At 37.8% G+C, this 24,109-nt stretch carries 25 protein-coding genes and 1 tRNA gene; 14 read left to right on the forward strand and 12 right to left on the reverse strand.

The features are described from left to right. Positions 1-73 precede the first annotated feature (73 nt). Positions 74-2,257: a TonB-dependent receptor gene (locus tag G521_RS0111785; RefSeq protein ID WP_026898725.1), complete on the forward strand. Its 2,184-nt coding sequence runs from the start codon at positions 74-76 to the stop codon at positions 2,255-2,257. Between the two features lie 134 nt (positions 2,258-2,391). Further along, positions 2,392-3,831 (forward strand): MATE family efflux transporter, encoded by a 1,440-nt coding sequence (locus G521_RS0111790; protein ID WP_026898726.1) that lies wholly within the window; start codon positions 2,392-2,394, stop codon positions 3,829-3,831. A 317-nt stretch (positions 3,832-4,148) separates the two neighbouring features. On the opposite strand, the gene G521_RS17110 is transcribed toward G521_RS0111790, so the two are convergent. The 4 genes from G521_RS17110 to G521_RS0111810 all read right to left on the reverse strand — a co-directional run bounded on the left by G521_RS17110 (position 4,149) and on the right by G521_RS0111810 (position 6,475). Next, entirely contained in the window at positions 4,149-4,475 is a 327-nt protein-coding gene (locus G521_RS17110; protein ID WP_051189717.1) for a toxin-antitoxin system YwqK family antitoxin, read from the reverse strand. A 21-nt stretch (positions 4,476-4,496) separates the two neighbouring features. Further along, entirely contained in the window at positions 4,497-5,153 is a 657-nt protein-coding gene (locus G521_RS0111800) for a hypothetical protein (protein ID WP_026898727.1), read from the reverse strand. 25 nt (positions 5,154-5,178) lie between these two features. Beyond that, positions 5,179-5,583 (reverse strand): hypothetical protein, encoded by a 405-nt coding sequence (locus G521_RS0111805; protein WP_026898728.1) that lies wholly within the window; start codon positions 5,581-5,583, stop codon positions 5,179-5,181. Positions 5,584-5,863: 280 nt separating this feature from the next. Next, positions 5,864-6,475: a hypothetical protein gene (locus G521_RS0111810; RefSeq protein ID WP_220096070.1), complete on the reverse strand. Its 612-nt coding sequence runs from the start codon at positions 6,473-6,475 to the stop codon at positions 5,864-5,866. Between the two features lie 162 nt (positions 6,476-6,637). Between G521_RS0111810 and G521_RS18040 the strand changes: the two genes are divergently transcribed. Then, complete coding sequence (locus tag G521_RS18040) at positions 6,638-6,796, forward strand: TetR/AcrR family transcriptional regulator (RefSeq protein WP_262496286.1); 159 nt, start codon at positions 6,638-6,640, stop codon at positions 6,794-6,796. 215 nt (positions 6,797-7,011) lie between these two features. Here the strand turns inward: G521_RS18040 and G521_RS0111820 are convergent, their stop codons facing one another. After that, positions 7,012-7,449, reverse strand: a complete 438-nt coding sequence (locus tag G521_RS0111820) for a hypothetical protein (RefSeq protein ID WP_026898730.1) — start codon at positions 7,447-7,449, stop codon at positions 7,012-7,014. 326 nt (positions 7,450-7,775) lie between these two features. On the opposite strand from G521_RS0111820, the gene G521_RS0111825 reads away from it, so the two are divergent. Together G521_RS0111825 and G521_RS0111835 are read left to right on the forward strand one after the other, a co-directional pair. After that, positions 7,776-8,255 carry an acyl-CoA thioesterase gene (locus tag G521_RS0111825; RefSeq protein ID WP_026898731.1) on the forward strand — a complete coding sequence of 160 codons (480 nt, stop codon included), beginning with the start codon at positions 7,776-7,778 and terminating at the stop codon, positions 8,253-8,255. 207 nt (positions 8,256-8,462) lie between these two features. After that, positions 8,463-9,554 carry a polysaccharide deacetylase family protein gene (locus tag G521_RS0111835; protein ID WP_051189718.1) on the forward strand — a complete coding sequence of 364 codons (1,092 nt, stop codon included), beginning with the start codon at positions 8,463-8,465 and terminating at the stop codon, positions 9,552-9,554. A gap of 115 nt (positions 9,555-9,669) precedes the next feature. Here G521_RS0111835 and G521_RS0111840 read toward each other — a convergent pair whose 3' ends face one another. Together G521_RS0111840 and G521_RS18315 are read right to left on the reverse strand one after the other, a co-directional pair. Next, on the reverse strand, positions 9,670-10,761 hold the full coding sequence (locus G521_RS0111840; RefSeq protein ID WP_245580865.1) for a zinc-dependent alcohol dehydrogenase family protein: 1,092 nt from the start codon (positions 10,759-10,761) through the stop codon (positions 9,670-9,672). Further along, positions 10,727-11,008 carry a hypothetical protein gene (locus G521_RS18315; RefSeq protein ID WP_026898734.1) on the reverse strand — a complete coding sequence of 94 codons (282 nt, stop codon included), beginning with the start codon at positions 11,006-11,008 and terminating at the stop codon, positions 10,727-10,729. The genes G521_RS0111840 and G521_RS18315 overlap by 35 nt, the downstream gene beginning before the upstream one ends. 66 nt (positions 11,009-11,074) lie before the next feature. On the opposite strand from G521_RS18315, the gene G521_RS0111850 reads away from it, so the two are divergent. The 3 genes from G521_RS0111850 to G521_RS17845 all read left to right on the forward strand — a co-directional run bounded on the left by G521_RS0111850 (position 11,075) and on the right by G521_RS17845 (position 14,005). Beyond that, positions 11,075-11,530, forward strand: coding sequence for a DUF2059 domain-containing protein (locus G521_RS0111850; RefSeq protein WP_026898735.1), 456 nt, complete (start codon positions 11,075-11,077; stop codon positions 11,528-11,530). 151 nt (positions 11,531-11,681) lie between these two features. Further along, positions 11,682-12,350 (forward strand): DUF305 domain-containing protein, encoded by a 669-nt coding sequence (locus G521_RS0111855; RefSeq protein ID WP_162141791.1) that lies wholly within the window; start codon positions 11,682-11,684, stop codon positions 12,348-12,350. 389 nt (positions 12,351-12,739) lie between these two features. Beyond that, positions 12,740-14,005 carry an ice-binding family protein gene (locus G521_RS17845; protein ID WP_051189719.1) on the forward strand — a complete coding sequence of 422 codons (1,266 nt, stop codon included), beginning with the start codon at positions 12,740-12,742 and terminating at the stop codon, positions 14,003-14,005. A gap of 144 nt (positions 14,006-14,149) precedes the next feature. Here G521_RS17845 and G521_RS0111865 read toward each other — a convergent pair. The 3 genes from G521_RS0111865 to speB all read right to left on the reverse strand — a co-directional run bounded on the left by G521_RS0111865 (position 14,150) and on the right by speB (position 16,412). Then, positions 14,150-14,221 (reverse strand) — tRNA-Arg (locus G521_RS0111865). Between the two features lie 56 nt (positions 14,222-14,277). Next, positions 14,278-15,378 (reverse strand): redox-regulated ATPase YchF, encoded by a 1,101-nt coding sequence (ychF, locus tag G521_RS0111870; RefSeq protein WP_026898737.1) that lies wholly within the window; start codon positions 15,376-15,378, stop codon positions 14,278-14,280. A 74-nt stretch (positions 15,379-15,452) separates the two neighbouring features. Next, the gene (gene speB, locus G521_RS0111875) at positions 15,453-16,412 is read right to left on the reverse strand and encodes an agmatinase (protein ID WP_162141792.1); all 960 of its coding nucleotides are present in this window, start codon (positions 16,410-16,412) and stop codon (positions 15,453-15,455) included. A gap of 396 nt (positions 16,413-16,808) precedes the next feature. On the opposite strand from speB, the gene G521_RS0111880 reads away from it, so the two are divergent. Together G521_RS0111880 and G521_RS0111885 are read left to right on the forward strand one after the other, a co-directional pair. Continuing rightward, positions 16,809-18,320 carry a carbon-nitrogen hydrolase family protein gene (locus G521_RS0111880; RefSeq protein ID WP_026898739.1) on the forward strand — a complete coding sequence of 504 codons (1,512 nt, stop codon included), beginning with the start codon at positions 16,809-16,811 and terminating at the stop codon, positions 18,318-18,320. Between the two features lie 7 nt (positions 18,321-18,327). After that, positions 18,328-18,519, forward strand: coding sequence for an energy transducer TonB (locus G521_RS0111885; protein ID WP_081675073.1), 192 nt, complete (start codon positions 18,328-18,330; stop codon positions 18,517-18,519). Between the two features lie 63 nt (positions 18,520-18,582). On the opposite strand, the gene G521_RS0111890 is transcribed toward G521_RS0111885, so the two are convergent. Further along, positions 18,583-18,912 carry a DUF3276 family protein gene (locus G521_RS0111890; RefSeq protein ID WP_026898741.1) on the reverse strand — a complete coding sequence of 110 codons (330 nt, stop codon included), beginning with the start codon at positions 18,910-18,912 and terminating at the stop codon, positions 18,583-18,585. Between the two features lie 186 nt (positions 18,913-19,098). Further along, complete coding sequence (locus G521_RS0111895) at positions 19,099-20,883, reverse strand: ABC transporter ATP-binding protein (RefSeq protein ID WP_026898742.1); 1,785 nt, start codon at positions 20,881-20,883, stop codon at positions 19,099-19,101. A gap of 202 nt (positions 20,884-21,085) precedes the next feature. Here G521_RS0111895 and G521_RS0111900 point away from each other — a divergent pair, with 202 nt between their 5' ends. The 4 genes from G521_RS0111900 (at position 21,086) to yajC (ending at position 24,032) form a co-directional block, all read left to right on the forward strand. After that, positions 21,086-22,174 carry a Glu/Leu/Phe/Val family dehydrogenase gene (locus tag G521_RS0111900; protein ID WP_026898743.1) on the forward strand — a complete coding sequence of 363 codons (1,089 nt, stop codon included), beginning with the start codon at positions 21,086-21,088 and terminating at the stop codon, positions 22,172-22,174. 43 nt (positions 22,175-22,217) lie between these two features. Beyond that, positions 22,218-23,165: a transcription antitermination factor NusB gene (nusB, locus tag G521_RS0111905; protein WP_026898744.1), complete on the forward strand. Its 948-nt coding sequence runs from the start codon at positions 22,218-22,220 to the stop codon at positions 23,163-23,165. Positions 23,166-23,258: 93 nt separating this feature from the next. Further along, the gene (locus tag G521_RS0111910) at positions 23,259-23,714 is read left to right on the forward strand and encodes a DUF1573 domain-containing protein (protein WP_026898745.1); all 456 of its coding nucleotides are present in this window, start codon (positions 23,259-23,261) and stop codon (positions 23,712-23,714) included. A gap of 9 nt (positions 23,715-23,723) precedes the next feature. Next, on the forward strand, positions 23,724-24,032 hold the full coding sequence (yajC, locus tag G521_RS0111915; protein ID WP_026898746.1) for a preprotein translocase subunit YajC: 309 nt from the start codon (positions 23,724-23,726) through the stop codon (positions 24,030-24,032). Positions 24,033-24,109: the final 77 nt, after the last annotated feature.

A 24,109-nucleotide genomic window follows, 5' to 3' on the forward strand; every position in this document is an offset into this window, starting at 1 on the left:
ATGCTTCAGTATTATTACTTATAGATTTGGTAGTTCTCAATGCATAATTTTTAATCTTATCCAGATAGTTTATATGAGGTTTCTTACTTTATTCATTTTTGCCAGCATTTCGGTTTTTACGGCGCAGGCTCAACATATTTTTAAAACTGTAGTAAAAGATTTCAGTTCAGGTAAACCGATTATTGGGGCAAGTGTTACGTTTCCTGATCTTGACAAATCTGCAATGACAGATAAAAACGGCGGGGTTATTTTTCAGGATATCCCGAATGGAAAACATAGAATTGATTTTCGTTATAGCGGATATCAATTCAAATCAGACAGTATTTCGTTTCCGCTATCAGACTCGACTTTCAGTGTAGTGCTGCTCAAAAAAGAAGAAGGCGAAGGCGAGGAGCTGGAAGAAGTCGTGATTTCTTCAACACGCAGCAGTCGTACCATTTCAACAATTGCTACCCGTATAGAAGTGATAGCAGGCGAGGAGTTGGATGAAAAGGGAAACATGAAACCCGGCGATATTCGGATGCTTTTAAATGAAAGTACAGGTATTCAAACTCAGCAAACATCGGCAACCAGTGCCAATGCTTCTATCCGTATACAAGGTCTTGATGGGAGGTATACTCAGATTCTGAAAGATGGCTTTCCTTTATTTGCGGGTGCCGCAAGCGGATTGGGATTATTGCAAACTCCTCCCTTAGATTTGAAACAGGTAGAAGTTATTAAGGGATCGGCCTCTACTTTATATGGAGGCGGAGCGATTGCCGGCCTCGTGAACTTAATCAGTAAAACTCCTGCTGAAGAACGCGATCTTAACTTTCATTTTAATGGAACCTCGGCCAAAGGCCTCGACATGAATGGATATTTCGGACAGCGATTTGATAAGTTCGGCATTACTTTATTTGCTTCGGCAAACAGCAACGGCGCTTATGCTCCGGCCAACCTCCAGCTTACAGCCATCCCTAAATTCGAACGCTACACTTTAAATCCCAGATTATTTCTTTATTTCAATGACAAAACCCGGTTAAACTTTGGTATAAACAGTAGTTTTGAAAACAGGATTGGCGGGGATATCAGGTATATAAATAATGAGGATGCTAATCCCGGCAGTTTTTTCGAACGCAATAAAACCGATCGCCTTTCTACCCAATTTTCTCTGTCCCATCAATCGAGTGAAACCGGCAGCATCACCCTCAAAAATAGTTTGACTTACTTTAACCGTGAAATTACTATTCCGGGATATTCATTTGAAGGCCGTCAGAACGGAACTTTTACTGAGTTAACATACGCCCTTACGCGGCCAAATACCGAGTGGATTGGAGGCTTAAACTTGTGGACGGATCAGTTTAAGGAAAATCAGAAAACAACGTTTTCTTTACGGAATTATACGCAAATCACGCCGGGTGCTTTTATTCAGAATAACATCCGGGCAACAAACTGGCTCGAGCTGGAAAGTGGCTTGCGGGGCGATTATGTTCCCGATTATGGTTTTGCCTTGTTGCCACGAATCTCGGCTCTGTTTAAAATTAGTCCGAAATTTACTTCACGCCTGGGCGGAGGTTTGGGCTACAAAATCCCTAATATTTTTACCGAAGAAAGTGAACGCATTCATTACCGGGGAGTTCTGCCCGTATCTCAGGAAATCAATAAGCTGGAAAGAAGTTACGGAAGCAACCTGGATTTTAATTACCAAACTCCATTGTTCAATAACCAGCTTTCCTTTAGCATCAATCACTTGTTTTTCTACACCTATCTCAATCATCCCATAATCATGTCAGATCAAAATACAGGTGTGTATCGATTTGAGAATCTTCCGGGGTATATAGATACCCGGGGTATGGAAACCAATGTTAAATTTACCTATCAGGATTTTAAACTGTTTGTGGGATATAGTTTAACCGATACTAAAATTCATAATAATGGCCTCTCCAGTCAGAATCCCTTAACAGCAAAACATCGTTTAAATAATGTACTGATGTATGAAGTGGAGGATAAATGGAAATTAGGAGCCGAAGCGTATTATTACAGCAGCCAAAAACTTACAGATGGCCGTACGGGTAAACCTTACTGGATTTTGGGATTTATGGCCGAAAAGTTATGGGAAAACTTTTCGCTCTATATCAATTTTGAAAATTACACCGATACACGCCAAACCCGTTTCGAAACCATTTATAATGGAAGTATTTCAAATCCTGTTTTCAAAGATATTTATGCGCCGCTGGATGGTTTTGTGGTAAATGGTGGAATCAAGTTTAGATTATAAAGCCGATCAGTTTTCAATCGGGTTTATTCGCCTTACTAATCATTACTACTGAAAAAATATTTCACAAAAAATAGAACAATCAAAAAGATATTCGGAATTTTAAGAGAACCTACTATTTGAAATTGCTGAAATAAATGGAAGAACCCGAAAATCTCCCTGCAAGTTTAGTTTTGAAACAGCCTGACTCTAAAACTTCTGTGTGGCAGGAGCTCAAAAATGCCATCCGGGGAACCGAAGCCGATTATACCAAAATCGGAATGAAAAAAGCCATTTTCCTGCTGGCCGTTCCCATGATTTTGGAACTGGTGATGGAATCTACATTTGCCGTAGTTGATATTTATTTTGTCAGTAAATTAGGTCCTTCTGCTGTGGCCACGGTTGGACTTACCGAAACCTATTTATTTCTCCTGTATTCCATTGGCATGGGATTGGCCATGGCCGTTACCGCAATCATTGCCCGCAGAATAGGCGAAAAGAACAGCAAAGATGCTGGAGTTTCAGCTATTCAATCTATATTTCTGGCAATTCTTGCTTCCCTGCCTTTTGCCATTGCCGGAATATTTTTTTCAAAAGAACTGTTAATACTGATGGGTGCCGACACATGGTCGATAGAAAATGGCTACCGTTATACCCAATGGATGCTGGGCGGAAATGTTGTCATCATGCTGCTGTTTGTTATCAATGCCATTTTTCGGGGAGCCGGAGATGCGGCTATTGCCATGCGCATCCTCTGGATTGCCAATGCAATTAATATCATACTTGATCCCATCCTCATTTTTGGCTGGGGACCGTTTCCGGCTTTAGGTATAGAGGGTGCCGCCATTGCCACCACCTTTGGCCGCGGAGTGGGTGTACTGACGCAGCTGTGGATACTCTTTAAGGGAGGTAAACACATCCGGGTAAAACTCTCGCAGCTCGGCTGGGATGCAAAACATATGATCCACATTCTTCGAACTTCGGTAGGAGGTATCGGGCAAATGATAGTGGCCATGACTTCCTGGATTTTTTTGATGCGAATTTTGGCCGAAATCGGTAGCGAGGCGGTTGCCGGCTCCACCATTGCCATCCGGATTATGATGTTTACCATGATGCCAGCCTGGGGCTTGTCAAATGCAGCTGCCACTTTGGTTGGGCAAAATCTGGGTGCAGGCAATCCCGACCGTGCCGAATCGGCCGTATGGAAAACGGGAACCTATAATATGGTTTTCCTGATGATTGTTTCGATAATCTATTTTTTCTTTAATGATTCCCTGATGCGCATTTTTACAGACGATACGAAAGTAATTGCCGTGGGCGCAGAATGGCTCCGCATACTTTCTTATTCCTATTTTGTATATGGCTGGTGGATGGTTTCTACTCAGGCATTTAACGGGGCCGGGGATACGCAAACCCCAACCAAAATCAACCTGGTATTTTTCTGGCTCATTCAGATTCCCTTATCTTATTTCCTGGCAATTACACTTGGCTGGCAGCAATCCGGCGTATTCTGGGCGGTGTTTATTTCAGAAACCTCGGTGGGCTTATTTACGCTCTGGCTGTTTAACAGGGGAGGATGGAAAACGGTGAAAGTGTGATTGTAGGAAATGTTTTGGACGTTGGATTTGATGCCTTCCATTTTTCTGTTTTCTGTAATTATAATCGGGTGTTGAATTATGTTTTACAAGGATGCAGCACCCTGATTATTATGTTTCACGCTCGCATGATGTCATTGCGGGCCCGACCCGCAATCCCATAACTGGCAAGACTCCAACTGTTTCAATTATAATACGCAGGTCCTCTTAAGGGAAAACATGCTGCACCGAACCAAATCGATTTATTTTTAATGTTTTAAAAAGGGCATTACAAATGCCTTTCTCTAGTATACTCGTTACAGGCGAGGACGATGGGAGTGTTAATCCGGTCTTTTATTTATGCTGGTTTTAATTAATAATCCCTCCTCGTTAAATACTTTAAATTCTCCTGTCGGCTTGCTGTTTTTGTATTGACCGCTTTGTTTAAGTTGTCCATTTGGATGATAGATCCTTTCGTAACCCTCAAGCTTACCATTTTTGTAGTTTTGTTCATAATAAATTAATCCATTGTCGAAATACCTAATTGATTTCCCATCTATTTCTCCATTTTTAAAATTAGTAACACTTTTTGGTTTGTCAATTGATGAGTAAGAGTAATGAATAAATTCACCTTCTCTGATGCCTTCCTTGTAATTTTGAATTTCCATAACTCTATTAGTAAATAGTGTTCAGTCAGGAATTAAATCACCAGCTATAAGTTTGTCGTATTTAAGTCTTGTAACAATCCCTTTAGGATCTAAATAGGTTATCCACTTACCATGTTGTTTACCATTTATGTAAAAACCTTCAGATCTAGATGATCCATCGGGATAGAAATATTTCCAGTGTCCCACAGGTTTATTGGCTTCCAATTTACCGGAGGCAATTTTTATCCCTGATTCGTTTTTCCATTCGGTTGATGACGGATTAGACTTAAAGTATTTAAGGGATTTTAAGTCGATGGAAGAAACATGATTTTTTCTTATACTTCGTGTACATAAATTGGTCGATACTGCATTGTTCTGAAGATATTCCCATATAATCCATTCTTCATTTTCTTTGACATTTAGTCCGCAGGATGCGTCTCCAAGTGAAGTGTATATTTTTATCGTTCTTCCAACTAGATTTCCTTTGTATAGCTCCTCAATCTCGAAATCAATTTGCAGCTGTTTGTACGTTGTTTCATTTTGGACTATCGTTACCTTTTTTGCTTTACCTGCTATGATAAACTGATTTTCATTGTATTCTTTTATTGTAAGCGGTTGGCCAAAACTACTACAGGTACAGGCCACAGACCACGTAGGTATTATTAATAAAATCGCAGCAAGTATTATTAATCTAATCATTTATATGGGATGATATTTAATTAGGTTATAAGTGAGTACTTTGAAATTCCACCTGGTATGTATTTACATTCCCCCGGAATACAGAAACACCGGTTCTTTTAATATAATGAACAGTGTATGATTTATAATTTTCCGGGTTTACAAGTGCCTTTTTAACTTGCGATGCAATCTGCCTGGCAGGAAGCTTTTCAATACTATTGAATTTTGGATCTGCTAATTTGCTATTGATCAAACATATAGTCAAAGAAGAATCTGTTGCATCATCATCCTCCCAGTTTTCAAATTCTACACGTTCGCATTTGTAGGTTCCAATGAAATTTTTGATAAACAGGTCTTGTTTAAAATCGGGAGGAGTTGATGTATCATCACTATAACCTGAGATTAAAAATAGAATTGCAATGCCTAATAAAGTTTTGATAGAAGAGTTCATACAGTTATTGGAAATAATATTTTATGCATTTTTTACAGCTACTCAGGAAATTCCTTAACAGCTTGTCCCGCAAAAAAAATGCAATTAAAAACCAAAATACAATTTTGAACCCGATGTGCACTATGTAATTTAGACATCGATACTCTTATTTAACATTTACTTTTACCATCATAGACCGATTCAGCAATTTCTAAATAGAATGAACTTGCTGAAATACAGATATAGCAAAATCGATTCTTAAGAAGCTCATTAACATTGAACAGATTTTTATGAGATGATTTTATCTGCCTGCTTTCGGAAATGTAAGGGTGATTGAAAGCCCGAGTGCGCTTGCCGGATACGCAATTTTATTTTGATCTTTATACGTCATAGATGTGTATGAAAGACCAATGCCGTTATAGGCAACTTCAAAAACCGGCCCGCTGGCTGGACTGAAAGAAATATTTTCTCCTACGCCATCCGCATTAAAATTAATTGCCTGATGGCTAATAAGCCCGGTAGAGAAACGGAATTTGCTAACAGGCATCCAATTGGCTGTTAAACTTAAAGGAACACGGGTTAAGCGGATATTAGCATTATCGGCTTTAGTGGTGACATATTTGTAACCTGCGCTAGCCTGTAATGCGAATTTTTCTGCACCCGGTATACGAAGTTCACCACCCAGTGCTAAAGTACCTCCCTGGCCGGTTTTTACCGATTGCTTACTGCCGTCAGTAAAATACACTTCGGCCACATCCTGTCCGCCCATTTCCAGGGCTCCCTTAACCAAAAAACGAAAGGGCGAAGGTTTTTTCTGAGTTTCCTGAGCCTTTAAAGAAAAAAAAGGGGCAAAAACAATTAAACTAAAAATGGATAATCTTTTAATCTGTGTCATCTGATTTTTTTTTGCCATTAAATTAAAATCTTTAAACCTAAAAGTCAAGCATGTATTTTAAAAAAGATGTGGGTTGAGTTTATATTTTATAAAGAAAAGAAAATGGACCATTATTTTCAAAATAAATAAGTAGAAAGCGGGCCGGAAAATTTTACGTGTAAATAGGAGGATTACAGAATCCTGCGGTGCGCCATCAAACGGTTTTGCCATTTCGGGATTTCTAAAACCTCGATGGCAGAAATTGCCGAGGATCTTTCTATGTCTAAAACGGCTATGTATTATTATTTCCCGGATAAACAAAATATAATCCTGGCAGTAGCTGGTTTAAAGAGTTTTTGATAGGTTAGATTGGTTGAAAATGGGAGCGTATGCTCCCTTTTTTTGGTTAAAATGGAATGTTGATAATGAGTTTAAAAAGTTGATTACGATTGGTTAAAAACTTCCTGCAGCTGTTCGCATAAAAGTGGTTTTTAAAGATAATGAGCCGTTGCATTAAATTATTAAAATTCAGAGAGCGCTGCGTCAATTCTTCAAATTGTGATAATATTTAGTTATTAAAAAAGTTTGCTTGGCTGCCCATTAATTAACATAGTTATCCCAGCGACAGCATAGAGCAAAATTATTATTATCATAAGTATGGCCATAAAACGATAATGTAATTTCAAATACTTTATAGCAAGTGTTAATGATTCTGAATCGTTATTTTCAATTGATTGCTTTGAGAATTTTGAAAATTTCCATAAATAGTAAATAGGAAACACATAGATTACCGCTATTATAAACATTGGAATAACGCTGACCACTGCTAAAGAATTAGAGCTTCCTATCTTAATTGATAATACCACTGTCAACACGAATATGAATCCCATAAACAGAAACCCGATTATAGATAGTATGTTGGTCCAACGACAGGTTTCTTTTAAATGAAATACTCCTTCAATATCTAATTTAAGATTTCCAGAATTAGGCTCAGTTAATACAGTATCATTCATAATTAATAGATTTAAAAACAATTATAATTTATTGTTTTCCAATATATGAATTTCCGTAAAACTTCAAGTGAAGAATTATATTATACAATTATCACCCATTAAATGCTATGTTTCTGCTTTTGCACTGAAGGATTTGATAAAATACGTTTAGAATACCTGTAATTTTACAGGATGATTTGTTTTTGATTGAGTGTCTTTCTCATACATGAATGCGAGGGCATTTTCTATACTTTGCATGTTCAAGGTTAAATATATATTTAGCATAATTATTCAGCGATAAGGCGCAGCTTAAGGAATATTAATTATTACGGAGATTAACTATTAAAATGGCAGATAACCACAAAACATCATTTCAATTTATTAGTGAACCAACAGATGTAAATTTTGGCGGGAAAGTTCATGGTGGCATTGTCATGAAATGGATTGATCAAACGGCTTATACCTGCGCCAGAAATTGGGCCGAAACATATTGCGTTACAGTTTACGTAGGAGGAATCCGATTTTTAAAGCCCATCAGCATCGGAGAAGTTATTAAAATTAATGCGTATGTAATCCATACCGGGAACACCAGTATTCATATTGCGGTTGATGTGTATTCCAGAAATTTCAGTCAGAAAGAGTTCGAGAAAAAAACGCATTGTGTTATTGTATTTGTTTCGGTGGATGAAAACGGGAAGCCTATTCCGGTAAAACCATGGAAGCCAAAAAGCGAGAAAGAAATAAAGCTTGCAGAATATGCCCGAAAACTAACTTCCCTCAGGGAAAAAATTAACAGAGAAATGAAACCGTTTTTTGAGAATGAGTAATTCTTGTCATACTCAACAATAAAGATCAATATCTCAAGCTATGACAGAATAGCTTCTTTTACTTTACAGCATCAATCTGGATTTGCAAAAACTCTTTCAGCAGATTAGTATTAATAAAGTTTTGAAAATCGAATACAATTTCTTTAACCTTCCCGTTCAATAAACGTAATATTGCGCAATTTTAAAAAGAGTAAATCAATCTATTTTATGATATTATCCGGAAAACAAATCATTACTGGCGCATTCGCATTAACTAGTCTTTTATCAGTTTCCTGTACACAAAACGGAACCACTGCGTCTTCTGAAAAAGATTCTTTAGGAAACCAGTCAGCCGATTCTGTAAAAAGTGTTACCACTGTGGCATCTGCGCAAAATTTAAACTATACACCCAACGAATTGGGTAAAGTAATGGTATTGGAATATCACCTGATCGGGTATCCGGAAGACCGATGGAGAAGAACACCTGAAAATTTCCGGAAAGATCTTCAGATGTTATATGATAATGATTTCTACCCCGTATCTGTGCTTGATATCGCCTATGGCAATTTAAATGTACCTGCCGGAAAAACACCTTTTGCCATTACTCTGGATGATTCGAGCGCCGGACAATTTCGATATATAGAGAAGAATGGACAATTAGTTATCGATCCGGAATGTGCGTTGGGAATCATGGAAGATTTTAAAAAGAAATACAAAGATTTCCCTGTTACAGCTACTTTTTATGTACTGCCTGCAATCAAACCCACACTTCGATTATTTGCGCAACCGGAATATAAAAAGCAAAAACTGGAATGGCTTGAAAAAAACGGGTATGAGATTGGAAGTCATAACTGGTATCACTCCATGCTTTCTAAATTAAGCGATGCAGGCGTTCAGGAGCATCTTTCCATGTTCGTGAAAGAAATCAGGGAATTTTTACCAAATTACGAAGTAAAGACGATGGCCCTGCCTTTGGGTATGCATGCCAAAAACCGGGCGCTTGAAGTAAGCGGAGAATTTGAAGGAACGAAATACAATCACCAGGCAGTCATGCTGGTTGGTTCGGTTAGTTCTGTATCTCCGTATTCCAAAGATTTCAATCGCCTGGCGATTCAGCGGGTTCAGGCAGGAGAACATACAGAAAATCCGGAAACGTTTATGAAAAGCCAGATCAAGCATCAAACAAGGTTTGTTTCTGATGGAGATCCTAAGACAATATCCGCCCCGGAAAAATTAAGAGACCAGTTAAAGCCGGGACTGGAAAAAAAATATCAGGTGAAGTGGATTAAGGAAAAGGAAAATACGGTTGCTCAAAACTAATTTCTGCTTATTGCCAAGTAATTTTACTATCCTTTCAGCACTTGCTGAAAGGATAGTATATTTTGCCTCCACAGGTTCTTATTTAATTATAAGAAAGCCCTATTTCAGAAATCGATCAGGGTTCTATAATGACTTTCAGGGATTTCTCCTTAGCCGGATTTCCAAATACTTCATAAGCTTTAATCACCTCATCTAATTTAAAATGGTGTGTAATCAGTTTGTTGGGATCGATTTTTCCTGATAAAACCGTCTTTAATAACATTGGAGTCGTATCTGTATTTACTAATCCCATGGTAATGGTGATGTTTTGGATCCAAAGGTCCTGAATCTGAAGATCAACGCTTTTCCCATGAACACCCACGTTGGCAAGATGTCCGCCGGGACGAATGATACGCTGACAAATATCAAAAGTAGCGGGAACTCCCACTGCTTCAATTGCTACATCAACTCCATCCTTTGTTTCAGCTAATATTCGCTTAATGGCATCGTCTGATGCTGAATTGATGGTATCTGTTGCGCCGAATTGTTTTGCCAGCTGCAAACGATTGTCATCTATATCGATCATGTAGATTCGGGCAGGGGAATAAAATTGCGCTGTAAGTAATGCCGACATGCCAATAGGGCCGGCACCAACGATCGCAATCGTATCTCCGGGTTTAACACAGCCATTCAATACACCAATTTCATGGCCGGTGGGTAATATATCGCTAAGCATAACAAGCGCTTCCTCATCTGCTCCTGCAGGAATAGCGTGAAGACTATTATCAGCGTGCGGAATTCGTACAAATTCTGCCTGGGTGCCATTAATAAGATGACCCAATATCCAGCCACCGTCTTCACAATGCGAATACATTTGCTTTTTGCAGTATTCACAGGAACCGTCAGAAGTTATACAGGAAATAATTACATGATCGCCTTTTTTAAAATTTCTGACCGATGCGCCAACTTCTTCGATAACTCCTACACCTTCATGACCAAGAGTGGTTCCGGGTTTACAACTGGGTGTCTTACCGTGCAGGATACCTAAGTCTGTTCCGCAGATCGTTGTTTTTATAATCTTCACCAGAGCATCTGTTGATTTTTCAATCACCGGAACAGGTATTTCTTTTAATTCAATAATGCCCGGGCCTCCATAAACCAATGCCTTCATCAGATTAGCTGTTCCAGGCTTTTTATTTGTTTCGGTACTCAATGTCAGGTTTTCCATGATCTAATGATTTGAATGACAAATTTATCAATCCGGAATCCTCTTGAGCCTGACCGGCGGCTCTTATTAATATGATATTCGTCATTAAAAGGTTCAAAACGATCCAACTTTGATTTGCAAATGGACGTTCCATCAAAAATGCTTTTTTGATATTTCCTCCAGGTTCAATTATGAGTTTTTTTTTACCGCTTACCAAGGAATTTATGCCGTTCGCCCTTTTTTCTGTTTCATTTTCTTTAGTTATCACTTAATATTTTAGATTTATCAGATGGGATAAAGTATTATTCCCTGAAAAATCTAAACGAATCATCAAATGAATAAACTTATTCTGTTAACCAGTCTGTTTACTTTTACAATCATGAACCTATCTGCTCAATCAAAAACAGATAAGATAAAAGAGCTCTTAAAATTGACGAATTCGGAAAAATCTATGAAATCGACCATGGATAATATGACCAGGATGTTCGAACAGAATCCATCGGCCGCAAAGGCAACTAAAAAGGATAGCCTGTTTAAAAAGTATGTTAAAGAAGAAATGACTGCTTTCGCAAAGAAAATTCAGGAAAAGGACATGGTTGAATTATATGATCAGTATTTCACCCTATCAGACATTCAAAAATTTATCAGTTTTTACAATACAGCCGAGGGTCAAAAATTTCTGGACCTGATGCCGGTTATTCAAAGTACCCTGATGACTAACATGCTGAAAGATGATTTGCCTGCTATGCAAGCAAAGTTTAAAAAGAAATTGGAAGAGCTGGAAAATTAACCTCCGCTGTCCAACCACAGGAATTATTAGTCATAAAAGATTTTTCAGCACATAAAGGATTCCTGTCAATCAGAATTCAGCACATGTTTGTTTGCTTTTCTGTTCTTGTCAAACAATAAAATGTTCATGCTGTAGTGTATATATGGAAAGAATGAAAATATATACCCTGATTTTTTTGCTTTCAGCGGGCATAGCTGCTTGTACTAATTCACCTTCAGATACCGCTAAAGAAAGTTCTGAGATACATGAATCGATGTCAATGCATGGTGATACTGTTTCACAGCAGACTAGCGGCTTTACAACTGCTATGCATCAGATGATGAACGATATGCATCAGATTCCCATGAGCGGCAATGTGGATAAGGATTTTGCAATAATGATGAAAAGCCATCACCAGGGAGCTGTTGAAATGTCTCAATATCAGATTACAAATGGTAAGGATGAGACGCTGAAAAATATGGCTGTGAAAATTGATCAGGAGCAGAAAGCAGAAATCAAGGAATTGGAAAGAATTATTGAGAGTCTTGATAAAGCTCCTAAAAATTACGATCCCAAGAAAAAAGAATCAGGATTTGCTCAGGTGTTGGATGAGAATATGCAGATGATGATGGATATGTCTAAAATGGATACCAGTATGGCAACCGATCACCAATTTGTGGCGATGATGATTCCGCATCATCAGAGTGCAGTACATATGGCCGAAGGATTTGTACAGTACGGAAAAGATGAACGACTATTAAACCTCGCCAAAAAAATAATTGTAAGCCAGAAAAAAGAAATAATTGATTTTAATAACTGGATGAACCGGAATAAAAAATAATATTACATTTCTTCTTATTATTTTGAAAAGTGCCTTAAAAATTAAGGCACTTTTTTTGGCTTCCAGCTTACCCCGCTTTTTTCCTGTGATATTTTTTGGGATTCAAGAAATACACTTAATATCTATGAATACCATCTTCTAACCCTATATAAATTCTATTATCCCCACGCAGTACGCTTTAGTTAGCAAACTTAATTCTATAATTAAATATGCTATCTCCTGGAGCCTATTTCAGGAATTCAGGTCGTAGTGAAATTTTTGCTGTAAATCAAAAAGCTTTTTTCTTCTTTAAATCATACAAATGCATATTTTATTTTAAATAAAAAAATTTATTTCTTATATAACAAAGTTTCTTTTTTGTTGTTGGCTTTTAAACTAATCTATTTACTATGAAGATTTTATCAAAACTTACCGCAGTAGCTCTTTTTGCTGGCTATGGTATATTAATGACAGGCTGTGTTAAAGATCAGGCCAAAATCCCTCTCAATTCTGCTGCAATAGCAGAACAAGGCTGTACACCACAAAATCAAATGTCTGCAGGCGGCACATCAAATTCGGCTAGCAGTCCTTACAATGTTCATATCTCTTATCTCAAAAAAGAGGGTAATAACTATGTATGGATCTGGGAAGTTAAAAATACAAAACCGGGTAATGGTGAAAATGGGACTGTTCCTGATTTACTAAAGTGGGGGATTGATTTGGGGGATTGCATAGGTTTAGAGGATATAGTGCAAGCTTCCTATAGTAAGGACAATAAATCATGGACTGATTTTTCTCCCAGCTTTGAGGCCGATCAATCTGCAAACTGCTCAACCAATAAATACCTGAGCTTTGATTTGGGAACTACCGGTTCACAAACTTCCTATTATAAATTAGTGATTACTAAAAATGTAACACATACTGATACGGAAGCTTTATACACTTCTGCTGCTGGTTGTGGATTATTTATTACTTGTGGATTTGGTTGTGATTCAAGCCCCAAATCTGCTGTAAAACTGAATACAGCCTGCGATTTTTCCATTCTGGCAAAAACCGGAATATCCACAACAGGCACCACCTCCATAACCGGAGATATAGGTGTGAGTCCGATTGCTGCTACTGCCATTACAGGTTTTGGTTTGGTAATGGATCCCAGTAATCAATTTTCTATCACGCCTATCGTGATTGGCAAAGTATACGCAGCTGATTATTCAGATCCTACTCCTGCAAAAATGACCAAAGCCATCAGCGATATGGAAACAGCCTTTACTACTGCAAATGGTCTTACTAGTCCTTCGCCTACGGTAGGTTTGCTTGTCAGCGGAAAGACTCTGCAACCCGGCATCTATAAATATAGTACTGACCTTTCTATATCTGATGCAGGTGTAACTTTAAACGGTGGACCAAATGATCAATGGATCTTTCAGATAGCCGGAGATTTAACTGTAAATAATAATGCGGTGATTAATCTAACCGGTGGCGCACAGGCTAAAAATATCTTTTGGGTGGTTTCCGGACAGGCCGTTCTTGGAACTAACGTGGATTTTAAGGGAACAATTTTAAGTAAGACCTTGATTTCGTTAAATTCGGGGACTAAGGTTACCGGGAAATTGTACGCCCAAACAGCGGTAACTCTAATATCCAATACAGTAACTCCAACGCCTTGTGCTAAATAAATAGTTGGGTTTAAGCAAATAGCTTAACTCTATAAAATAACCGTCCCGGGATTTCTGAGACGGTTATCTTTTTTAGGATAATAATATAACTGGATTATAACAAAAAAGGCTGCTCTTTTAAGAACAGCCTTTTTTTTATTTATGTGTTCCCGACGAGATTCGAACTCATATCGCTGGTACCGGAAACCAGAATTCTATCCGTTGAACTACGGGAACATGCTGCAAAAATATAAAAAGTATTCGTTTTTAAATTTCTTTTTAGGGATTAAGGGCTACACATTAAATCTGAAGTGCATAATATCGCCGTCTTCTACGATATAGGATTTGCCTTCCACACTTAATTTTCCGGCTTCTTTGCAAGCTGCTTCTGAACCTAATGCTACGAAATCCTGATATTTAATTACCTCGGCACGTATGAATCCTTTTTCAAAATCAGTATGAATTACACCTGCTGCCTGCGGAGCTGTAAATCCTTTGGTGATAGTCCATGCCCGAACTTCCTGCACACCTGCGGTAAAGTAAGTTGCCAGATTTAATAGTCTGTAAGCTGCCTGGATCAGTTTATTTACACCCGATTCTTCCAAACCAAGATCCTCTAAAAACATTTGACGCTCTTCGTAACTGTCTAATGATGCAATCTCGGCTTCTATCTGAGCAGATATAACAAGCACCTCAGCATTTTCATCTTTCACCGCTTCTTTAACACGGCTTACATAATCGTTGCCAGTAACTACCGATTTTTCATCTACGTTGCAAACGTATAAAACCGGTTTTTCCGTCAGTAAAGAAAGGTCACCTATAAATTCACGATCTTCTTCAGAAATGGGAGCTGTACGAACAGATTTACCCGATTCTAAATGCGCCTTTACAATGGTACATACTTCAAATGCTTTCTTGGCATCTTTGTCGCCACCGGTTTTTGCCATTTTTTCAACCTTCTGGATCTTTTTATTGACAGTTTCCAGATCCTTTAACTGTAATTCTGTATCAATAATTTCTTTATCGCGAATTGGGTCAACAGAACCATCTACGTGAATGACATTATCATCATTAAAGCAGCGTAATACATGGATGATTGCACTTGTAGCACGAATGTTTCCCAGAAATTGATTTCCCAAACCTTCGCCTTTGCTGGCACCTTTTACCAAACCTGCAATATCAACGATTTCAATGGTGTTGGGCTGAACTTTATGGGGTTTTACCAGTTCTGCAAGTTTTGTTAAACGCGGATCAGGTACAGTAATTACACCAATGTTTGGTTCGATGGTACAGAACGGAAAATTAGCCGCCTGTGCTTTTGCATTTGATAAACAATTGAAAAGAGTTGATTTTCCGACGTTGGGTAAACCAACTATTCCGCACTGTAATGCCATTTTTTTTGAGTTGTAAGTTTTAAGTTATATGTTTTGAGTTGGGAGTTTTTATTCTTTGCTCCTTGCTCTTTGTTCTATTTTACAAAGATGTATCCTATCAAACGGTAAATCAGTTTGGCGAGCGTGTATTCTGAAAGAATACTTCCTTCAATTGGCGCACATTCTACCACATCAAAACCAACTACGTTCCGTTCTTTACAAACCGTACGCAACAGGTCGAGGGTTTCATTCCAGAACAAGCCATTGGGCTCCGCAGTACCCACGGCAGGCATAATTGACGGATCGAAGCCATCAGCATCGATAGTGATGTATACGTTTTCGGACATATTTGCCAGCAATTCTTTAATCCAGTTGGGATTGGTCCGGATCTGGTGTGCGTAAGCAGTATGTATATTATTTGATTTTTTGATCAGGTCTGATTCTTCAATACATTGAGCACGGATACCCGCCTGACAAAGATTGATTCCCATATCATGTACGCGGTGCATTACCGAAGCATGCGAATAAATATTATCGTGATAACTGTAGCGAAGATCAGAATGAGCATCAATCTGGAGTACAGTTAAATTGTTGAATTTTTTAGCAAAGGCTTTAACAAATCCATAAGTTACCGTATGTTCGGCGCCGATAGAAACTACAAATTTACCGTCATTCAGAAGTTTATCTGTTTCCTCCTCAATCAGAGCGATTGCATCGGCGTCAACTTTAGCGGTAAAATCCATTGGAGGAAGGGTTGCAATTCCCGTTTTTAACAGGGTTTCAGTATCAAGTTCTTCGTCATAAAACTCAACATACTGCGAAGCCTGAATGATAGCCTTAGGTCCTTTAGCAGAACCCATTAAATAAGAAGAGGTATATTCATAAGGAGCAGATTGGATTACAACCTTGCTCGACTCGTAATTATATAATGCTTCATCTTCTATTCCTAGAAAATTTTTATCAGCTGGCAGCGATTTCATATTCTGATTTTTGCCGCAAAGATAGAAATTATGTTGTGTTTCTGAAGGTTTTCGGCCAAGTCTTAACAAATTCATTAACTGCAACATTTCATCTATAAAAGCTGCTGGTTTATAAATAACCAATACCTTATAATTACAGAAAACAATTCTTTTTAAAAAAACTTGTAACTATTACAGAACCCTTTGCGTAAAGGTCTGTATCCCTTCCAGGGGATATGTTTTCATAGGTAGATATAAAGATCGGGTTCCCATAGGACCCGATTTTTATTTTATAGAGTTTTTGCCTGATTCCCGATCCGCTGGCTCTTAGGTGTACATCAGGAAATAAATCTTTATAAGAGATTAACCTGATTTTCAACTGCATTGAAAGTTTCCTGGAATTTTTTTGCTGAATTTTTTACGTGTTTAACGGACTGCCAAAGACCTAACCATTTAATTTTACCTAATTTCGTGGTTTTTAATTTAAGCCCTATGGAAATTCAAACCAGATTATTAACCGAAAAAGATTATCTCGATTTAAAAACATCAATGATCGAAGCGTATCAGGGAATTGGCGGTCAGTTCTGGAGTAAAGCTCGAATTGATACTTTGCTTGATAAATTCCCCGAAGGACAGCTTTGTGTAGAGGTAGATGGAAAAGTTGTTGCCTGTGCCTTAGCCATTGTAATAGATTATACCACCGTTGACGATGCCCATACCTATACCGAAATAACCGGAAATTTTACTTTTTCTACTCATGATCCGAATGGAAATGTAATGTATGGAATAGAGATTTTTGTTCATCCTGAATATCGCGGATTGCGCCTGGGCCGCCGCTTATACGATGAACGGAAAGTTGTTTGTGAACGCCTCAATCTGAAAAGCATCCTGGCGGGAGGACGATTGCCAAGCTATCATCAGTATTCTGATCAGCTGAGTCCGAGAGAATATATTGATAAGGTGAAGTTGAAGGAAATCTATGATCCGACTTTAACTTTTCAGCTCGCCAATGATTTCCATGTGAAAAAAGTATTGAAAGGATATTTACCAGGAGATTATGAATCAAAGGAATTTGCCACCTTATTAGAATGGAGTAATATTTATTATCAATCGAAGCACAGATCCGCATCGCCCACTAATCAGAGCATCAGGCTGGGATTGGTGCAATGGCAAATGCGCCTCTTTCCGGATATGAATGCTTTCTATGAGCAAATGGAATTTTTTATAGATGCTCTAAGCGGCTATTCTTCGGATTTTGTGATGTTCCCTGAATTTTTCAGTACTCCTTTAATGCAGGCATTTAATCATTTACCTGAGCCTGTGGCCATGCGAAAACTGGCGGAGCTAACGCCTGAAACGCTCAAAAAAATACAGGAATTTGCCGTTTCTTATAACGTAAATATAATTTCCGGAACTATGCCTTTGGTAGAAGGGGAGCATCTTTACAATGTTTCTTACTTATGCCACCGCAGCGGAAAAACTGATGAATACCGAAAGGTTCACATTACACCAAATGAATTAAAATATTATGGTATGATGGGCGGCGATAAGGTGAAAATCTTTGATACGGATTGCGGAAAAGTAGGAATTTTAATATGTTACGATGTAGAATTTCCCGAACTGAGCCGTATCTATGCCGAACAGGGCATGCAGATTCTGTTTGTACCGTTTTTAACCGATACCCAAAACGGATATACCCGTGTACGTCATTGCGCACAGGCACGGGCTATTGAAAACGAATGCTACGTAGCCATTGCTGGAAGTGTAGGAAATTTACCCAAGGTGAATAATATGGATATCCAGTTTGCTCAGTCGGCTGTATTTACGCCTTCTGATTTTGCGTTTCCACCAGATGCCATTAAAGCCGAAGCAACGCCAAATGCAGAAATGGTACTGGTTGTAGATGTAGACCTGAATGCACTGAAAGAACTTCATCATTACGGAACCGTTAAAACTTTAAAAGACCGCCGGCTGGATTTATATGAAGTGAAGTTGCTTAAGTAAAGTTTTTTTGAATTATAGATTGTGGAAAGATGGAACTCCAAAAGATTTTACCATAACAGCAGGGCTAAACAAGGAATGTGATGAAGCCGCTATAAATGCTCTTAGACATATGCCTAAATGGAAACCTGCCATTTTTTATGGAAGACCGGTCGATGTACCGCAAAGTTTAGCAATTGAATTTTCGATACTGAGAGAATGATTGAAATTAAAAAGCCATCAGATAATTCTGATGGCTTTTTGTTATATTTTATATTAGGATCTTTTAAACATCAAATGAAAAATCATCCTCATTTCTGCTTCTGTCTGAAGGATGATCTGAATATTCATAACGCTTTTCAACAACGTCCTGATTAGCTTTTATATAATCAATGGTTTCTTTCAAACCTTCAGCAAATTTTTCGAAATCTTCTTTATAAAGAAATATTTTATGTTTTATAAAAACACCATCTTCTAAACGTTTCTTACTTTCTGTTACAGTAACATAGTAATCGTTTGATCGTGTTGCTTTTACATCGAAAAAGTAGGTGCGTTTTCCAGCTCTTACCTTTTTTGAAAAAACCTCTTCTCTCTCTTTATTTTCAAAATCTCCCATTATCTGATTTAGTTTGTTAGGGGTAAATATAGTAGATAAAACTAAAGTAACAAATACTCTTAAATTTAATCTTAACTATCAAAAGAAAGCTTTAAAAACGTGTGATTTAACAATGTGATAATTTATTTTCAGATCGAAAAAAATACTCTTAGGAAGGATGCACATTTTTAAACGAGGGGTTTCATTTTAAACTTCCTGCTCTTCAAGCAATTGCTTTTCATATAATTCAAAATACGCACCCTTTCTTTTCATCAAATCATCGTGAGTGCCCTGTTCGGTAATTTTACCGTTATCAATCACCAGAATTCTGTCGGCATTGTTAATGGTGGATACCCGGTGAGCAATCAGAATTGTGGTTTTGTTGCTCATCACCGAACTCATATTGCTTAATATTTCTTCTTCCGTTTTTGTATCTACTGCAGATAAACAGTCATCAAAAATTAAAATCTTTGGTTCTTTTATTATAGCACGGGCAATAGAAACACGTTGTTTTTGTCCGCCTGAAAGGGTGATGCCCCGTTCGCCAATATAGGTTTCAAAGCCCTTTTCAAAGTTCATAATGTTCTGATAAACGGCAGCGCTTTTTGCAGCTTCTTCCACTTTTCCGGGACTTAGAGTATCCAGTCCGAAAGCAATATTATTGCGGATGGTTTCTGAAAAAAGAAAAACTTCCTGAGGTACAAATCCAACCTGACTTCTGTATGAAGACAAGTTAAGGGAATTGAGTTCTTTACCATCTACAGTAATTTCTCCGGAATCTATATCATACATCCTCAACAGTAAATTAGCAATGGTTGATTTGCCTGAACCGGTTCTGCCTATAATAGCTACAAACTCTCCGGGCTGAACTTTAAATGATATATTTTGTATGGCTTTAATTCCCGTATCCGGATACGTAAAGCTTACATTTTTGAATTCTATGCCACCGATAATTTTTTCAGGGTTATCAGATTTTGAAACTACTTCCGGCTGTGTATTCAGAAATTCATTAATTCGTTTTTGAGAGGCCGCTGCCCGCTGAATTAGAGAAGTCACCCATCCAAGTGAGGTGATGGGAAACGTTAGCTGGGTTACATAAATTATAAACTCTGCAATGTTTCCGGAAGTAATAGTTCCGTTTATTACTTCTATACCACCAATATAAACGGTGATAATGGTGCTCAATCCCACAAGTAATAGCATGATTGGAAAAAAAAGTGCCTGCACCTGCACCAGAGCCATTGAATTGGATTTGTAATTTTCGCTTTCAACTGCAAATTTTTTACGCATATCATCTTCCCGCACATAGGCTTTGATTACCCTTATGCCCGAAAATGTTTCCTGTACAAAACTCGATAAGTTGGATAATTGCTGCTGAATTTTCTCGCTTCGCAGGTTAATCATCGTATTCACGTAATAAATAGTTATAGCAAGAATGGGCAGGGGTAAAAGCGAGAATATAGCGAGTTTTAAATTAACACTCACCATTGCCCAGATAATAAGCAGAAAAAGTACAATTGTATTAATGGTATACATAATTGCCGGACCGATGTACATTCTAACCCGACTCACGTCCTCAGTAACCCGGTTCATTAAATCACCTGTATTGTTGCGGCGATAAAACGCCATTGAAAGTTGCTGATAATGGTTGTAAATCTCGTTCTTAAGATCATATTCAATATGCCGCGACATCAGGATGATGGTTTGACGCATAAAAAAAAGAAAGATTCCGCGTAGCAGTGCAAGCATTAATACAGCCCCGCCGAAAAGCAGCAAACTGTAATTAAAAACCTCGTTCAGCATGTCCTGGCGTTCAAAGCCATTGAACAATCGGAAAGTGCTTATATTCTCATTTACCAAATCAAAAGCGATACGGATAACTTTTGCAGGCAGAACGGCAAAGAGGTTAGAAATAATTACAAAAATAATTCCCGGCAATAATCGCCATCGGTATTTGTAGAAGAATTTATTGAGGTAGGCGAGGTTTTTCATTTATATTATGCCAAAAGTAATTAGAATTTGCTAAAAGATTTAAACGGGCGGCTTTCAATTGAGAGATCTTTACAAAAGCTTGAGGAGCCTGAAATTAAATCGCTTATAAATCCGACTCTATTTTTCATCTTCAGGATAAGATTATGAAATTTTGCTACTTTTGTGGCGGTTAGCCGAATCCTCACTTTTTATCAGGTTGAATATGTCATCAATACAGATCGAAGAAAAATCCGTTTTTAATCAGTTAAGTAGCTTTGGACATCAGAAAGTCGTTTTTTGCAGTGATGCAGATACCGGTTTACGAGCTATTATTGCCGTTCACGATACTACTTTAGGCCCGGCTTTGGGCGGTACCCGTATGTGGGCTTACAAAACTGAAGCAGAAGCATTAAATGATGTTTTGAGATTATCTCGCGGCATGACATATAAAGCGGCAATTACCGGTTTAAATCTGGGCGGGGGTAAAGCCGTTATTATTGGAGATAACCGTAAGGATAAATCAGAAGCATTGATGCGCCGGTACGGACGTTTTATAAATAACCTGAATGGTTCATTTATAACCGCCGAAGATGTAGGCACTACTCCAAAGGATATGGAATATATCCGTATGGAAACCAAATATGTAACAGGTGTTCCTGAATCATTAGGCGGCAGCGGGGATCCTTCTCCGGTTACTGCTAAAGGTGTTTTTATGGGAATTAAAGCCTGCGTAAAGGAGCTTTTTGGAACCGATAAGCTGGCAGGTAAATCAGTGGCCGTTCAGGGTATTGGAAATGTTGGAGAGAGTCTGGTTCATTTACTAAGAGAAGAAAATGCCAAAGTTTATATCAGCGATATAAATGAAGAACGCTTATCTTATGTTTCATCCAAATATGGCGCCGAAGTTGTATTAAACACAGATATATATGATCTGGATGTTGATATTTATGCTCCGTGTGCGCTGGGTGCAACACTCAATTCCAATACCATTGATAAATTAAAATGTTCAATTATAGCAGGTGCGGCAAATAATCAGCTGGCCGATGAAACAATTCATGGTAGATTGTTGCTGGAAAAGGGGATTTTATATGCTCCAGATTATTTAATAAACGCAGGCGGATTGATTAATTGCTATTCTGAAATTGCAGGTTTCAGTAAAAAGCGCACCATGCAGCTTGCCGAAAATATTTATGAAGCAACCCGGAGTGTGTTAAAAAAATCAAAATCAGAAAATATCCCAACAAACGAAGCAGCAAATAAAATTGCTGAAAAAAGAATTGAAGATATCAGAAAATTAAAAGCTTCCTATTAGTAGATAATAGGTTTACAATCAATAAAAATAATCGTTCTTATACATGTTAAATAGAAGGCATCTGAGGGTAAAAACGCTGCAGGCGTTATATGCCTACCAACAATCAGAATCAAAGGAAATTAAGCCGTTTGAAAAGGGGCTTGTGCAGAGTGTAGACAAGGTATATGAAATGTATGTATTGCTGCTCTCCCTTTTAGTGGAAGTAGCAGAATACAGCTTAATTGATGCCGAAGACCGGGCTAATAAACATTTGCCCTCTGAGGAAGACTTAAATGCAAGTGTAAAACTCAATCAGAATCTGTTTATCGAATCATTGAAAAAGAATGCAGAGTACGCAGCATCTGTGAAAAAATATTCAATTTCCTGGGATTTTGATCCCGAGATTCGGAAGTCTATTTTCATTACGCTTAAAAATTCTCCCGAATATCACGCCTTTTTGAATATAACTGACCATACGATCAAAACAGATAAAGATATCATCAAACATATTTTTAAGAAACTGATTTTAAAATCACCGGGTGTTGAGCAAATATTTGAAGAGAAATTTATCAATTGGCCTGTTGATAAAGATGTATTGCAGGCATTGGTTTCTAAAACATTTAAAAACTTTACAAGTCTAAATCCCGACGATAATCACCTGGCTCAAATTTGTCCTAACTGGGATGAAGACCGCCCGTTTATTATAGATCTGTTTAATAAAAGTATCGCTTTTGAAAAAGAATACCAGCAGTTAATTGCTCAGAAAACGCAAAACTGGGATGCTGAACGGATTGCTTTAATGGATGTTCTGCTTATGCGGATGGCCATTGTAGAACTCATTCATTTCACTTCAATTCCTGTTAAGGTTACCATAAATGAGTATATCGAAATATCTAAAGAATTCAGTACACCTAAGAGTAATTCATTTATAAACGGTATTTTAGACAAGATTTATGCAGATTTGAGGGCTGAAGGAAAGGTGAGTAAATTTGGCCGGGGTTTGCTTGAATAGAAATTAATATTTTAAAATAGTTAACACTGAATTTCGAAGATTGCTTTAGCACAAACGGGAATAGAAATTCATAAACTTTTAAATACCATACGGATGAGAAAAATAATTTTATCAATTGGAGCCCTGGTTATTTTGGCTTCATGTAACAATCAGAACAACAGCAGCGATGTTACTTCTGAAAATGCAACAAATGCACCTGTTGTAATGGTGACAGATACAGCGAATGCAGCTGCTTTTAAATTTGAAAAAGAATCATATGATTTCGGTCAAATTACAGAAGGTGAGCAGGTATCGTACGAATTCACCTTTACTAATATTGGTAAAAGCCCATTAATTATAAGCGATGCACAGGCAACTTGCGGATGTACCGTTCCAGATTATCCGCGTAAGCCTATTGCACCGGGTGAAGAAGGAAAAATCAGTGTAGTTTTCAGCAGTGCCGGCAAAACCGGTATGCAAAATAAAGTAGTTAGCCTGATTGCCAATACCGTACCTTCTAAAACAGAACTCCATCTGATTGGAGATGTAAAACCACTAAAAACCAAATAACTCGAAATAATGTTAAACACCATTTTATTGCAAATTTCAATGGAACAGATCACCGGTTTTTTACCAATGATCTTAATCATTGTGGTATTTTATTTTTTTATGATCCGCCCGCAAATGAAAAAAGCCAAGGATCACAAAAAATATGTTGAAGAATTAAAAAAAGGTGATCGGGTGATCACAACTTCAGGGATACATGGAAAAATTGTTGACCTGAATGATAGTACTTTTTTAATTGAAGTAGAGAGCGGAACTAAAATCCGTTTCGAGAAATCTTCTATTTCACTTGAAGCATCTAAAGCTTTAAATGTAAAAGCATAAGTGCAGAATGATCTTAAAAAATGCCGTTTCGTTTTATCGAACGGCATTTTTTATTTAGCTATTTTTGAAAGATAACT

The organism is Daejeonella oryzae DSM 19973, from assembly GCF_000422945.1.
In the GTDB taxonomy this organism is placed as follows: domain Bacteria; phylum Bacteroidota; class Bacteroidia; order Sphingobacteriales; family Sphingobacteriaceae; genus Daejeonella; species Daejeonella oryzae.

What these genes read in the sequence shown, in the direction of transcription:
- G521_RS0111785 (WP_026898725.1), top strand. Translation starts at nt 74, where the DNA reads ATGAGGTTTCTTACTTTATTCATTTTTGCCAGCATTTCGGTTTTTACG.
- G521_RS0111790 (WP_026898726.1), top strand. Translation starts at nt 2,392, where the DNA reads ATGGAAGAACCCGAAAATCTCCCTGCAAGTTTAGTTTTGAAACAGCCT.
- G521_RS17110 (WP_051189717.1), bottom strand. Translation starts at nt 4,475, where the DNA reads ATGGAAATTCAAAATTACAAGGAAGGCATCAGAGAAGGTGAATTTATT.
- G521_RS0111800 (WP_026898727.1), bottom strand. Translation starts at nt 5,153, where the DNA reads ATGATTAGATTAATAATACTTGCTGCGATTTTATTAATAATACCTACG.
- G521_RS0111805 (WP_026898728.1), bottom strand. Translation starts at nt 5,583, where the DNA reads ATGAACTCTTCTATCAAAACTTTATTAGGCATTGCAATTCTATTTTTA.
- G521_RS0111810 (WP_220096070.1), bottom strand. Translation starts at nt 6,475, where the DNA reads ATGGCAAAAAAAAATCAGATGACACAGATTAAAAGATTATCCATTTTT.
- G521_RS0111820 (WP_026898730.1), bottom strand. Translation starts at nt 7,449, where the DNA reads ATGAATGATACTGTATTAACTGAGCCTAATTCTGGAAATCTTAAATTA.
- G521_RS0111825 (WP_026898731.1), top strand. Translation starts at nt 7,776, where the DNA reads ATGGCAGATAACCACAAAACATCATTTCAATTTATTAGTGAACCAACA.
- G521_RS0111835 (WP_051189718.1), top strand. Translation starts at nt 8,463, where the DNA reads ATGATATTATCCGGAAAACAAATCATTACTGGCGCATTCGCATTAACT.
- G521_RS0111840 (WP_245580865.1), bottom strand. Translation starts at nt 10,761, where the DNA reads ATGGAAAACCTGACATTGAGTACCGAAACAAATAAAAAGCCTGGAACA.
- G521_RS0111850 (WP_026898735.1), top strand. Translation starts at nt 11,075, where the DNA reads ATGAATAAACTTATTCTGTTAACCAGTCTGTTTACTTTTACAATCATG.
- G521_RS0111855 (WP_162141791.1), top strand. Translation starts at nt 11,682, where the DNA reads ATGAAAATATATACCCTGATTTTTTTGCTTTCAGCGGGCATAGCTGCT.
- G521_RS17845 (WP_051189719.1), top strand. Translation starts at nt 12,740, where the DNA reads ATGAAGATTTTATCAAAACTTACCGCAGTAGCTCTTTTTGCTGGCTAT.
- ychF (WP_026898737.1), bottom strand. Translation starts at nt 15,378, where the DNA reads ATGGCATTACAGTGCGGAATAGTTGGTTTACCCAACGTCGGAAAATCA.
- speB (WP_162141792.1), bottom strand. Translation starts at nt 16,412, where the DNA reads ATGAATTTGTTAAGACTTGGCCGAAAACCTTCAGAAACACAACATAAT.
- G521_RS0111880 (WP_026898739.1), top strand. Translation starts at nt 16,809, where the DNA reads ATGGAAATTCAAACCAGATTATTAACCGAAAAAGATTATCTCGATTTA.
- G521_RS0111890 (WP_026898741.1), bottom strand. Translation starts at nt 18,912, where the DNA reads ATGGGAGATTTTGAAAATAAAGAGAGAGAAGAGGTTTTTTCAAAAAAG.
- G521_RS0111895 (WP_026898742.1), bottom strand. Translation starts at nt 20,883, where the DNA reads ATGAAAAACCTCGCCTACCTCAATAAATTCTTCTACAAATACCGATGG.
- G521_RS0111900 (WP_026898743.1), top strand. Translation starts at nt 21,086, where the DNA reads ATGTCATCAATACAGATCGAAGAAAAATCCGTTTTTAATCAGTTAAGT.
- nusB (WP_026898744.1), top strand. Translation starts at nt 22,218, where the DNA reads ATGTTAAATAGAAGGCATCTGAGGGTAAAAACGCTGCAGGCGTTATAT.
- G521_RS0111910 (WP_026898745.1), top strand. Translation starts at nt 23,259, where the DNA reads ATGAGAAAAATAATTTTATCAATTGGAGCCCTGGTTATTTTGGCTTCA.
- yajC (WP_026898746.1), top strand. Translation starts at nt 23,724, where the DNA reads ATGTTAAACACCATTTTATTGCAAATTTCAATGGAACAGATCACCGGT.